The following is a 12,375-nucleotide window of genomic DNA, read 5'->3' as shown; positions in this document are numbered from 1 at the left end:
CCCGTGACGCTCTGCGTCACCCATCACACGCGGAACGCGGAGCGTCCCAAGATGCATTCCCACGCAGACGGTTCGACGCCTCGACGTGGGAACGATCCCGGTGTGACAACTAGTTCTTGTGCAACTTGCGCATCAACTCCGCCTCAGCCTGGGTCAACCCGCAGGACTGGGTCAGCTCATCGACGCTTGCGCCCATCCCGACCAGTTTCGCCGCTTGGGCGAACGACAGGCTGGAAGGATCGCGCTGTTCGAGCTGGGCGAGTTTGTCCGGGATCGGACCGACCACCGAGCGCAGCTCGTGCAGGGCTTCGCCCATGCGCACGTTGCCGTTCTGGTAATCGTCGACACGCTTGGCCAGGTCCTTGATGCGCTGATCACGCAGCGCATCGCCCTGGGCCTGTTGCGCAGCGATTACGCGCTGCGCCTTGATGTACGCCAGAAACATCGCCAGCGTGCCTGCCCAGAACAGGAACAGGACAATGACCGCTACCTCGAGAATCAATCAGATGTTCTCCAGTTCCGACCATTCTTCTTCGCTCATCATCTTGTCCAGCTCGACCAGGATCAGCAACTCGTTGTTCTTGTTGCACACGCCCTGGATGAACTTGGCCGACTCTTCGTTACCGACGTTCGGTGCGGTCTCGATTTCCGACTGACGCAGGTAAACCACTTCAGCCACGCTGTCGACCATGATGCCCACAACCTGCTTGTCGGCTTCGATGATGACGATACGGGTGTTGTCGCTGATCTCACCGCTCATCAGGCCGAAGCGCTGACGGGTATCGATCACGGTCACCACGTTGCCGCGCAGGTTGATGATGCCCAGCACGTAGCTTGGCGCACCCGGAACCGGAGCGATCTCGGTGTAGCGCAGGACTTCCTGAACGCGCATCACGTTGATGCCGTAGGTTTCGTTGTCCAGCTTGAAGGTCACCCATTGCAGGATCGGATCTTCGGAACCCTTTGCCGCCGTAGCCTTGTCGTTCATACCCTAGCCCCTCGAAATACCGCAATGGCGGTGTGTGTCTCGTGTGCCGGCGGTGAATGCCGGTACATGTCTGTTATGTAAGTGTTATGTCGGTTTGTGGTTCGGCTTACTGCCGGACATGTGCTTTGCCCCACCGCTGGCGATCAACTCGGCCAGAGCGGAAACATCGAGCAAGGCGCACATGTGTTCAATCACCGTGCCGGCGAGCCATGGCCGCTGACCCCGGTGACTTCTCCATTTGATTTCATTCGGGTCCAGACGCAACGAGCGACTGACCTGATGCACTGCCAGGCCCCACTCGTAACCCTGCACCGAAATCACGTATTGCAGGCCCTGACGGAAGTCATCGCGGTAGCGATCCGGCATGACCCAGCGTGCGGTGTCCAGCACCTTCAGGTTGCCGGCCTGGCTCGGCAGAATGCCGAGGAACCATTCCGGCTGACCGAACAGCGGCGTCAGCTCATGGCCGGCCAGTGAATAGATCGAACCGAGGCATACCAGAGGCACCGCCAGCGTCAGCCCGGCCACGTCGAACAACAGGCATTCGAACGCTTCCGAAGCCCAGGCCGGACGGCCATCGGTTTCCACCGGTGGCGGCGTATTGCTGGGCGGCAGATGCACTTCGACCAGCGGCGCAACCAGGGTCGGCTCGACCGGAGCTGGCGCAGGTGCTTCAGGTTCTGGCTCTGGAACTACCGGAACCGGAGGCGTTTGCAGAAGCTGGGTTTGCAGCAGCGGTGCGAGGGTCGAGACCACGCGCACCGGCTCAGGCTCTTTGATCAACGTCGCAGGTGCCTTCGCTACCACGGCGGCAGGCGCTGCAACCGGGGCGACCGGCCTAGCGGCTTTTTGCGCATCCCGGGCCTGCTCTTCAAGCACGGCGGCCTGGAATTCATCGAGCGCCGCAGCGGTCTCGACCACCTCGACCGGCGCTGCGATTTCCTGCTCGACCTCGTCCGGCACTTCCTGCAGCAAGCCGTCCAGATAGGACTGCAGCGCCAGTTGCGGCTTCGACGTCAGCTTGATCGGCCGATTCATGCTCAAGCCACCTGCGGAACGAGTTGCTGCGCCAGCAGATGCTTGAGCAGCGCGCGGTAAGCCAGCACGCCACGGCTCTTGCCGTCGAACTGCGAAGGGGTGACACCGGCACGACTGGCGTCGCGCAGACGGGTATCGACCGGGATGTAACCCTGCCAGATCTCGTCGGGGAATTTGTCGCGCAGCACGCGCAAGGTGCCCATCGACGCCTGGGTACGGCGGTCGAACAGGGTCGGCACGATGCTGAACGGCAGCGCCTGTTTGCGCGAGCGGTTGATCATCGCGAGGGTGTTGACCATACGCTCCAGGCCTTTGACGGCCAGGTGCTCGGTCTGCACCGGGATCACCAGTTGTTGACTGGCTGCCAGGGCGTTGACCATCAGCACGCCGAGCAACGGCGGGCTGTCGATGATCGCGTAATCGAAGTCCTGCCACAGCTGCGCCAGACTCTTGGCGATCACCAGGCCCAGCCCACTTTGCCCCGGCGACTGGCGCTCGAGGGTGGCCAGCGCAGTGCTCGACGGCAACAGGGAAATGCGTTCGTCGCTGGTCGACAACAGCAGTTGGCCCGGCAGGCCTTGCGGCACGCTGCCCTTGTGCAGAAACAGGTCGTAGTTGCTGTGTTCCAGGCTGTCGGGGTCGTAACCGAAATAGCTGGTCATCGAGCCGTGCGGGTCGAGATCGACCACGACCACGCGCTTGCCCGCCTCTGCCAGCAAACCGGCTAAAGCGATGGAAGAAGTGGTTTTACCAACACCACCCTTTTGATTGGCGACTGCCCAGACTCTCATTCAGATCGTTCCTCCCGGCCGGGATACTCGGCCGAGACATGGTTCAGCGTATTAATGCGGGCGACGGAGAATTGACGGCACTCTCGCGTCCCGGCGTCTTGACCGGGGTCGGTGCAGTTTGTGTGCCAGCACGCTTCAACGCGGCGTCCGGTTGCGCATGGGCGGTTCCGGTGCCGGTCAGGCTGCGACGCACATCGAGATTGCGCGACACCACCAGCACCACACGACGGTTCTTCGCCCGGCCTTCGGCGGTGGCGTTGTTGGCCACCGGCTGGAATTCGCCGTAGCCCACCGAGGCCATCCGGCCAGGGTTTACACCCTGCATCGCCAGCATGCGCACGATGCTCGCCGAACGCGCCGAGGACAGTTCCCAGTTGGTCGGGTACTGCGCCGTGCGGATCGGTTGATCGTCGGTGAAACCTTCGACGTGGATCGGGTTGTCGAACGGTTTGAGGATCGCCGCGACCTTGTCGATGATGTTGAACGCGATGTCGCTCGGCATCGCATCACCGCTGCCGAACAGCAGGCTGGAGTTGAGTTCGATCTCGACCCACAACTCGTTGCCACGCACGGTCATCTGGTTCGAGGAGATCAGATCGCCGAACGCGGCGCTGATGTCATCGGCAATGCTTTTCAGCGGATCGCTGGCCCCGGCGATGCCGGCATCGACCTGTTCGGCGTCCTTGACCAGCGGCTTGGCCGGGGTCACGGTCTTCGGTCGTTCTTCACCGATCGGGATCGGCTTGAGCGCGCGGTCGGAGTCGGTGAAGACCCCGATCAGCGCTTCGGAGATGATCTTGTACTTGCCTTCGTTGATCGACGAGATGGAGTACATCACCACGAAAAAGGCAAAGAGCAAGGTGATGAAGTCGGCGTAGGAAACCAGCCAACGTTCATGGTTTACTTGCTCTTCATGCTGGCGACGACGTGCCATGAGGTTAGTCCCTTAATCCATGAAGCCCTGAAGCTTCAACTCGATGGAGCGTGGGTTTTCACCTTCAGCGATCGACAAGATCCCTTCCAACAACATTTCGCGATAACGCGACTGTCGCAACGCGATTGACTTGAGCTTGGCAGCGACTGGCAACAGGATCAGGTTGGCACTGGCCACACCGTAGATGGTGGCGACGAACGCGACCGCAATACCGTTGCCCAGTTGCGACGGATCGGCCAGGTTGCCCATCACGTGGATCAGGCCCATTACCGCACCGATGATGCCGATGGTCGGCGCGTAGCCGCCCATGCTTTCAAACACTTTGGCCGCTTCGACATCGCGGGCTTCCTGAGTGTAGAAATCCACTTCGAGGATGCTGCGGATTGCTTCCGGCTCGGCGCCGTCGACCAACAGTTGCAGGCCTTTGCGCGAGTAGGCATCAGGCTCGGCATCCGCCACGCCTTCCAGGCCCAGCAGGCCTTCCTTGCGCGCGGTGAGGCTCCAGTTGACCACGCGGTCGATGCCGCCGGCCAGGTCCACACGCGGCGGGAAAAAGATCCAGGCCAGAATCTGCATGGCGCGCTTGAACGCGCTCATCGGCGATTGCAGCAGCGCGGCACCGATGGTGCCACCGAGCACGATCAGCGCTGCCGGGCCGTTGGCCAGCGCGCCGAGGTGACCACCCTCCAGGTAGTTGCCGCCGATGATGGCGACGAACGCCATGATGATCCCGATAAGGCTTAGAACATCCATCAGACGCATGCCTCGACGATGTGCTTGCCGATATCGTCCAGGCTGTACACCGCGTCGGCGAGGTCAGCTTTGACGATGGCCATCGGCATGCCGTAGATCACGCAACTGGCTTCGTCCTGAGCCCAGACCGTGCTGCCGCCCTGCTTGAGCAGGCGTGCACCTTCACGGCCGTCGGCGCCCATGCCGGTCAGTACGACCGCCAGAACTTTGTCACTGTATGACTTGGCTGCAGAACCGAAGGTGATGTCCACGCACGGCTTGTAGTTCAGACGCTCGTCGCCCGGCAGGATTTTCACCGCGCCACGGCCGTCGATCATCATCTGCTTGCCACCCGGTGCCAGCAGCGCCAGGCCCGGACGCAGGATGTCGCCATCCTCGGCTTCCTTGACGCTGATGCGGCACAGCTTGTCCAGACGCTCGGCGAAGGCCTTGGTGAAGGCCGCCGGCATGTGCTGGATCAGCACGATCGGCGCCGGGAAGTTGGCCGGCAACTGGGTCAGAACCCGTTGCAGGGCAACCGGGCCACCAGTCGACGTACCAATCGCCACGAGCTTGTAGTTTTTGCGTTTCGGGGCCGGCGACGAAGCACTGGCCGCTGGCGCGCGAGTCGGTGCAGGCGCAGGTGCCGGACGGGCCGGAGCGCTGTGACTGCCAAAGCTCGACGGCGCCGGCGCTGGGGTCGGCGCAGGTGCAGGTGCAGCGGCTGGTGCCGGCGCACTGTAGGCACTGAAACGACGGTTGCTGCGCGAGATGCTGTGAACCTTCTCGCACAGCAGTTGCTTGACCTTCTCCGGATTGCGGGAGATGTCTTCGAAATTCTTCGGCAGGAAATCCACCGCGCCGGCATCCAGCGCATCCAGGGTAACCCGGGCGCCTTCGTGCGTCAGCGAGGAGAACATCAACACCGGCGTCGGGCAGCGCTGCATGATGTGCCGCACGGCCGTGATGCCATCCATCATCGGCATCTCGTAGTCCATGGTGATCACGTCCGGCTTGAGGGCCAGGGCCTGATCGATCGCCTCTTTACCGTTGGTTGCCGTGCCGACAACCTGGATGCTCGGATCCGCTGAAAGAATTTCCGAGACGCGGCGGCGGAAAAAACCCGAATCGTCCACCACCAGGACTTTGACTGCCATAAACACTCCATTAGGTGCGGCGGGACGTTGTCGCCCCGCCGCCCCGGATTCAAATACGCCGTGCGGCGTAACGCTTGAGCATGCTCGGAACATCGAGAATCAGTGCAATGCGGCCGTCACCGGTGATGGTGGCGCCGGACATGCCCGGAGTTCCCTGGAGCATCTTGCCCAATGGCTTGATGACCACTTCTTCCTGGCCGACCAGTTGATCGACGACGAAGCCGATCCGCTGGGTGCCCACCGAAAGGATCACCACATGGCCTTCGCGCTGCTCTTCGTGAGCGGCGGAGCTGACCAGCCAGCGCTTGAGGTAGAACAATGGCAGCGCCTTGTCCCGCACGATCACCACTTCCTGGCCGTCCACCACGTTGGTGGTCGACAGGTCGAGGTGGAAGATTTCGTTGACGTTCACCAGCGGGAACGCGAACGCCTGATTGCCGAGCATCACCATCAGGGTCGGCATGATCGCCAGCGTCAGCGGCACCTTGATGACGATCTTCGAGCCCTGGCCCTTGGTCGAGTAGATGTTGATCGAACCGTTGAGCTGGGAAATCTTGGTCTTCACCACGTCCATGCCGACACCGCGGCCGGACACGTCGGAGATCTCGGTCTTGGTCGAGAAACCCGGGGCGAAAATCAGGTTGTAGCACTCGGTGTCGCTCAGGCGATCGGCGGCATCCTTGTCCATCACACCGCGTTTTACGGCGATGGCGCGCAGGACGTTCGGGTCCATGCCTTTGCCGTCGTCGGAGATCGACAGCAGGATGTGGTCGCCTTCCTGCTCGGCCGCCAGGATCACCTTGCCGCCACGGGCCTTGCCCGAAGCTTCACGTTCTTCCGGCGACTCGATACCGTGGTCGACCGCGTTGCGCACCAAGTGGACCAGCGGGTCGGCCAGTGCCTCGACGAGGTTCTTGTCGAGGTCGGTCTCTTCGCCCACCAGTTCCAGGTTGATCTCTTTCTTGAGCTGACGTGCCAGGTCGCGAACCAGACGCGGGAAGCGGCCGAAGACTTTCTTGATCGGCTGCATCCGGGTCTTCATGACGGCGGTCTGCAAGTCGGCGGTGACCACGTCGAGGTTCGACACGGCCTTCTGCATCGACTCGTCGCCGCTGTTCAGGCCCAGGCGCACCAGACGGTTACGCACCAGCACCAGCTCGCCGACCATGTTCATGATTTCGTCGAGACGCGCGGTATCCACACGTACGGTGGTCTCGGCTTCGCTCGCCGGTTTTTCCGGTGGTGGAGTCGCCGGTGCACGGGCCGGAGCCGGTGCCGCAGCGGCAGCCGGTTTGGCCGGTTCGGCTTTCGGCTCAGGCGCTTTTGCAGCAGGTTTTGCCGCAGCGGCCGGGGCCTTCGCAGCAGGTGTTGCAACAGCCGAAGCATTGCCAGCAGTCACGACGGCACCGGTGGCGACGTCAGTGAACTTGCCTTTGCCATGCAGATCGTCGAGCAGCGATTCGAACTCGTGATCGCTGATCAGATCGCTACCGGCCGCAGCCGCTGCCGGAGCAGCCGTCGCAGGAACCGAAGCAATTGCCGATTCCAGTGCATCGACGGCAAAGTTGCCCTTGCCGTGCAACTGATCGAGCAAGGCTTCGAATTCGTCGTCGGTGATGTCCGAGCTGTCGCCCGCCGCCGGAGCAGCCGGTGCAGCAGCGGCCGGAGCCACAGCGTCGGCCGCGAACTGGCCTTTGCCATGCAACTGGTCGAGCAGCGACTCGAACTCCGCGTCGGTGATTTCATCGCTGGCCGCTTCGGTGGAAGCAGGTGCAGCGGCAGCCGCCGGGGCTTCGGCTTCGGCCTTGACGGCGTTCAGCGAGTCCAGCAACTGTTCAAATTCGTTATCGGTGATGTCACCCGAATCGCCTTCGACGACCAGTTCTTCGATCATCTCGGCAACAGGCGAAGCCGGGGCTTCATCCGCCGATTGCGGTTCGGCCAGACGCGCCAGGGCGGCCAGCAGTTCCGGGGTGGCGGCGGTGATCGGGCTGCGATCGCGGACTTCGCTGAACATGCTGTTCACCGCGTCCAGCGCTTCGAGCACCACGTCCATCAGTTCTGCATCGACGCGTCGTTCACCCTTGCGCAGGATGTCGAACACGTTTTCGGCGATGTGACAGCACTCCACCAGCTCGTTGAGCTGAAGGAAGCCGGCGCCCCCTTTTACAGTGTGGAAACCGCGAAAAATTGCGTTGAGCAGATCTGCGTCATCCGGGCGGCTTTCCAGCTCGACCAGTTGTTCGGACAGTTGCTCAAGAATCTCGCCGGCCTCAACCAGGAAATCCTGAAGGATCTCTTCATCGGCGCCGAAGCTCATTAATGGGGTGCTCCTACAGGTCTAAAAACCCAAAAAAACTCAAAATCCAAGGCTGGATAGCAAATCGTCCACATCGTCCTGACCGGACACAACGTCTTCTCGTTTATCGGCATGAATCTGCGGACCTTCACCCTGCGAGAGATGTTTTTGTGGATCTTTTTCAGCAAGCATCGCCGCACGGTCATGTTCGATGCCCGCAAAGCGGTCCACCTGGCTGGCCATGAGCACGAGCTTGAGCAGGTTGCTTTCGACTTCGGTGACCAATTGGGTCACGCGCTTGATCACCTGGCCTGTGAGGTCCTGGTAATCCTGGGCGAGCAGAATGTCGTTCAGATTGCTCGACACCGCGCGGTTGTCCGCGCTGCTGCGTGCCAGAAAACCGTCGACCCGGCGCGCCAGTTCACGGAACTCTTCAGCCCCGACCTCACGGCGCATGAAGCGGCTCCAATCGGCGCTCAAGGCCTGGGCTTCGTCAGCCAGGCCATTGACCACAGGGGTCGCGCTTTCCACCAGATCCATGGTGCGGTTGGCGGCAGCTTCGGTCAGTTTGACCACGTAGCCCAGGCGCTCGGTAGCGTCGGTGATTTGCGACACTTCCTCAGCCTGCGGCATGTGCGGATCGATCTGGAAATTGACGATCGCACTGTGCAGTTCACGCGTGAGCTTGCCCACTTCCTGGTACAGGCCACGGTCACGGGTCTGATTGAGCTCATGGATCAGTTGCACAGCGTCGCCGAACTTGCCTTTTTCAAGGCTCTCGACCAGTTCGACCGCGTGTTTTTTCAGGGTCGACTCAAAATCGCCCTGTGAAGATTCGTTATGCTCCATAGCTCCCCCGCGCGTTCATCAGCCGATGCGTTCGAAAATCTTCTCGATTTTTTCTTTCAACGCCTGGGCCGTGAAAGGTTTGACCACATAGCCGTTCACGCCGGCCTGGGCCGCTTCGATGATCTGCTCGCGCTTGGCTTCAGCGGTCACCATCAGCACTGGCAGGTGCTTGAGCTTTTCATCGGCACGGACGTGGCGCAGCAGGTCGATACCGGTCATGCCAGGCATGTTCCAGTCGGTCACCAGAAAGTCGATGCTGCCGCTGTTGAGCACCGGAATGGCAGTGGTGCCATCGTCGGCTTCAACGGTGTTGGTGAACCCGAGATCACGCAACAGGTTCTTGATGATCCGCCGCATCGTTGAGAAGTCATCAACGATGAGGATTTTCATGTCTTTGTTCAATTCGACCTCCAAGCAGTCTTAAACGCGCCCAGCACCTGGACGCGCCATTTCAATCAATCCGGCAAAACACTCGATGACTGTCTGGAGCACAACAGAGCAAGACCGGTGCCGTTCACCACCGCACCAGCCTCGTTCGCAGTGTCCCCACACTGCCTTCAGCGCGCTCGCCACTCCCCCAAACGCCCCCGCAAGCGGGCCGCGCACTGGCTGTGTAACTGGCTGACCCGCGATTCACTGACGCCAAGGACTTCACCGATCTCCTTGAGGTTCAGCTCTTCGTCGTAGTACAGCGCCAACACCAGTCGCTCACGCTCCGGCAAATTGGCAATCGCGTCCGCCAGCGCGGCCTGGAAACGTTCGTCTTCCAGATCGCGCGACGGCTCCAGATGAGCACTGGCGCCATCCTCGTGCAGCCCTTCGTGTTCGCCGTCCTGCAACAGGTCGTCGAAACTGAACAGCCGGCTGCCCAGGGTGTCGTTCAAAATCCCGTAGTAATCGTCGAGACTCAATTGGAGTTCGGCCGCAACTTCGTGATCTTTAGCGTCACGGCCGGTTTTAGCTTCAATCGAGCGAATCGCGTCGCTGACCATACGGGTATTGCGGTGAACCGAGCGTGGCGCCCAATCCCCCTTACGGACTTCATCGAGCATCGCACCGCGGATCCGGATGCCCGCGTACGTTTCAAAACTGGCGCCCTTGCTGGCGTCGTATTTGGTCGAGACTTCGAGCAGGCCGATCATCCCGGCCTGGATCAGGTCTTCAACCTGCACACTGGCCGGCAATCGCGCCAGCAAGTGGTAGGCGATGCGTTTGACCAGTGGCGCGTAACGCTCGATCAGCTCGTACTGCGCGTCACGCGCCGACTTTTTGTAAAGGTTCATACCGCTGGCGGTCATAGCACAGGTCCTGCCGTTTGCTGCACGAGGCGCTCGACGAAAAATTCGAGGTGGCCGCGCGGGTTGGCGGGCAGCGGCCAGGTGTCGACCTTCTGTGCGATCGCCTTGAACGCCAGTGCGCACTTGGAACGCGGGAAGGCTTCATAGACCGCACGCTGCTTCTGCACCGCCTTGCGCACGCTTTCGTCGTAGGGCACCGCGCCGACGTATTGTAGGGCGACGTCGAGGAAGCGATCCGTGACCTTGGTCAACTTGGCGAACAGATTGCGACCTTCTTGCGGGCTCTGGGCCATGTTGGCCAGGACGCGGAAGCGGTTCATGCCGTAATCGCGGTTGAGCAGTTTGATCAGCGCGTAGGCGTCGGTGATCGAGGTCGGCTCGTCGCAGACCACCAGCAACACTTCCTGGGCCGCGCGAACGAAACTGACTACCGAGTCACCAATACCCGCAGCGGTGTCGATCACCAGCACGTCGAGATTGTCGCCGATGTCGCTGAATGCCTGAATCAGGCCGGCATGCTGGGCCGGGCTCAGGTGAACCATGCTCTGGGTGCCGGAAGCGGCGGGCACGATGCGGATTCCGCCGGGGCCTTGCAACAGCACGTCGCGCAGCTCGCAGCGGCCTTCGATCACGTCGGCCAGGGTGCGTTTGGGTGTGAGGCCCAGCAGAACGTCGACGTTCGCCAGCCCCAGGTCGGCGTCCAGCAGCATGACCCGACGGCCAAGCTCTGCCAGCGCCAGGGACAAGTTCACTGACACATTAGTCTTGCCGACGCCACCTTTGCCGCCGGTCACCGCGATCACCTGTACGGGATGCATGCTGCCCATGTTATTTCTTTACCTTGTCTTGCATAGACGGAGGCCACATTACTGGCTGCGCGTTCACAACCGGAACAATGCATGGCAGACCATCGATGTAGGTACAAAAACGGTTCATTACCTCAGCCAACCTGCTTGGTCGGACTGTGGTAGATATCAGCGAACATGTCAGCCATGGCTTCTTCGCTGGGTTCTTCCTGCATTTGCACACTGACGGCGCGGCTGACCAGTTGATGACGGCGCGGCAGATGCAGATCATCCGGAATACGCGGCCCATCGGTCAGGTAGGCGACCGGTAGTTCGTGACTGATCGCCAGGCTCAGCACTTCGCCAAGGCTGGCCGTCTCATCCAGTTTAGTCAGGATGCACCCGGCCAGCCCGCAACGCTTGTAACTGTGATAAGCGGCGGTTAGAACCTGTTTCTGGCTGGTGGTTGCCAGCACCAGATAATTTTTCGACCGAATGCCACGACCGGCCAGACTTTCCAGCTGCATGCGCAGGGCAGGATCGCTGGCTTGCAGGCCGGCGGTATCGATCAGCACCACGCGTTTGCGCAGCAGTGGATCCAGCGCCTGCACCAGGGACTGGCCCGGATCGACGTGGGTCACCGAAACGTTAAGGATGCGGCCCAGAGTCTTGAGCTGCTCCTGCGCGCCGATACGGAAACTGTCCATGCTCACCAGCGCGATGTTCTGCGCGCCGTACTTGAGCACGTAACGGGCGGCCAGTTTGGCCAGCGTGGTGGTTTTGCCCATGCCGGCAGGACCGACCATGGCAATCACCCCACCCTCTTCCAGCGGCTCGACTTCCGGTACGGCAATCATCCGTGCCAGGTGCGCCAGCAGCATGCGCCAGGCCTGACGCGGTTCGTCGATCTCGGTGATCATCGACAGCAGATCACGGGACAGCGGGCCGGACAAACCGATGCGTTGCAGACGACGGTACAGATTGGCCTGGGCCGGACGGCTGCCTTGCAGCTGGTTCCAGGCCAGAGTGCCGAGTTGCACTTCCATCAGTTCGCGCAGGCTGTTGAGTTCGAAACGCATCGAGTCCAGAGCACGCGGGTCGACGCCAGCGGAAACCGCTGCAGGCGCCGGTGCCGGACGGGCCGGAGCCTCGTAGGTCGGTTCGGTCAGCGGCTCGGCAGCGGTCAGCGGCAGGCCGGCCGTCAACGGCAGCCCGGCGAACAACTGGCGATTGGTGTTGCCGTCGGCTTCGCCACGCAGGCTCAGTTCGGCCTGTGCGGTGACGATGCGCGACTGGGTCTTGCGCAGCTCGTCCTCGAGCTCCATGTTCGGAACACGCGGGGCCAGCGCCGACAGTTTGTAATCGAGCGCCGCCGTCAGCTCGACGCCGCCGGCGATGCGGCGGTTGCCAATGATGGCGGCATCAGCGCCCAGCTCATCACGAACCAGCTTCATGGCCTGACGCATATCGGCGGCGAAAAAACGCTTAACTTGCATAAACCACT

13 protein-coding genes are annotated in these 12,375 nt (G+C 61.5%); all 13 read right to left on the bottom strand.

Features of this window, described 5'->3' with window-relative positions; translation table 11 throughout:
• Nucleotides 1–109 precede the first annotated feature (109 nt).
• Nucleotides 110–502 carry a DUF2802 domain-containing protein gene (locus AC0R79_RS09100; RefSeq protein ID WP_085605812.1) on the bottom strand — a complete coding sequence of 131 codons (393 nt, stop codon included), beginning with the start codon at nucleotides 500–502 and terminating at the stop codon, nucleotides 110–112.
• Nucleotides 503–988, bottom strand: coding sequence for a chemotaxis protein CheW (locus AC0R79_RS09095; RefSeq protein WP_007959223.1), 486 nt, complete (start codon nucleotides 986–988; stop codon nucleotides 503–505).
• Nucleotides 989–1,072: 84 nt separating this feature from the next.
• A complete protein-coding gene (locus tag AC0R79_RS09090) occupies nucleotides 1,073–2,026 on the bottom strand; it encodes a CheW domain-containing protein (protein WP_474734161.1) in 954 nt (317 codons plus the stop codon).
• A 2-nt stretch (nucleotides 2,027–2,028) separates the two neighbouring features.
• The gene (locus AC0R79_RS09085) at nucleotides 2,029–2,817 is read right to left on the bottom strand and encodes a ParA family protein (RefSeq protein ID WP_007959220.1); all 789 of its coding nucleotides are present in this window, start codon (nucleotides 2,815–2,817) and stop codon (nucleotides 2,029–2,031) included.
• Nucleotides 2,818–2,860: 43 nt separating this feature from the next.
• On the bottom strand, nucleotides 2,861–3,751 hold the full coding sequence (gene motD, locus AC0R79_RS09080; RefSeq protein ID WP_474734159.1) for a flagellar motor protein MotD: 891 nt from the start codon (nucleotides 3,749–3,751) through the stop codon (nucleotides 2,861–2,863).
• A 12-nt stretch (nucleotides 3,752–3,763) separates the two neighbouring features.
• Entirely contained in the window at nucleotides 3,764–4,504 is a 741-nt protein-coding gene (locus AC0R79_RS09075; protein ID WP_011333074.1) for a flagellar motor protein, read from the bottom strand.
• Nucleotides 4,504–5,640 carry a protein-glutamate methylesterase/protein-glutamine glutaminase gene (locus tag AC0R79_RS09070; protein ID WP_221534227.1) on the bottom strand — a complete coding sequence of 379 codons (1,137 nt, stop codon included), beginning with the start codon at nucleotides 5,638–5,640 and terminating at the stop codon, nucleotides 4,504–4,506. The genes AC0R79_RS09075 and AC0R79_RS09070 overlap by 1 nt, the downstream gene beginning before the upstream one ends.
• 49 nt (nucleotides 5,641–5,689) lie before the next feature.
• Entirely contained in the window at nucleotides 5,690–7,960 is a 2,271-nt protein-coding gene (locus AC0R79_RS09065) for a chemotaxis protein CheA (RefSeq protein WP_474734156.1), read from the bottom strand.
• Between the two features lie 39 nt (nucleotides 7,961–7,999).
• Complete coding sequence (locus AC0R79_RS09060; protein ID WP_085605803.1) at nucleotides 8,000–8,788, bottom strand: protein phosphatase CheZ; 789 nt, start codon at nucleotides 8,786–8,788, stop codon at nucleotides 8,000–8,002.
• Nucleotides 8,789–8,806: 18 nt separating this feature from the next.
• Nucleotides 8,807–9,178, bottom strand: a complete 372-nt coding sequence (locus AC0R79_RS09055; RefSeq protein WP_003183998.1) for a chemotaxis response regulator CheY — start codon at nucleotides 9,176–9,178, stop codon at nucleotides 8,807–8,809.
• A gap of 167 nt (nucleotides 9,179–9,345) precedes the next feature.
• Nucleotides 9,346–10,086, bottom strand: a complete 741-nt coding sequence (fliA, locus tag AC0R79_RS09050) for an RNA polymerase sigma factor FliA (protein WP_007951959.1) — start codon at nucleotides 10,084–10,086, stop codon at nucleotides 9,346–9,348.
• Nucleotides 10,083–10,913 carry a flagellar synthesis regulator FleN gene (gene fleN, locus AC0R79_RS09045; protein ID WP_003222917.1) on the bottom strand — a complete coding sequence of 277 codons (831 nt, stop codon included), beginning with the start codon at nucleotides 10,911–10,913 and terminating at the stop codon, nucleotides 10,083–10,085. Before fleN ends, fliA begins: the two co-directional genes overlap by 4 nt.
• Nucleotides 10,914–11,026: 113 nt before the next feature.
• A complete protein-coding gene (gene flhF, locus AC0R79_RS09040; RefSeq protein ID WP_007951958.1) occupies nucleotides 11,027–12,367 on the bottom strand; it encodes a flagellar biosynthesis protein FlhF in 1,341 nt (446 codons plus the stop codon).
• Nucleotides 12,368–12,375 lie beyond the last annotated feature (8 nt).

The sequence above is a fragment of the Pseudomonas sp. HD57-3 genome (genome assembly GCF_056113135.1).
Note: the sequence above shows the minus strand (reverse complement) of the source record. Positions and strands in the feature narration are given on the sequence as shown.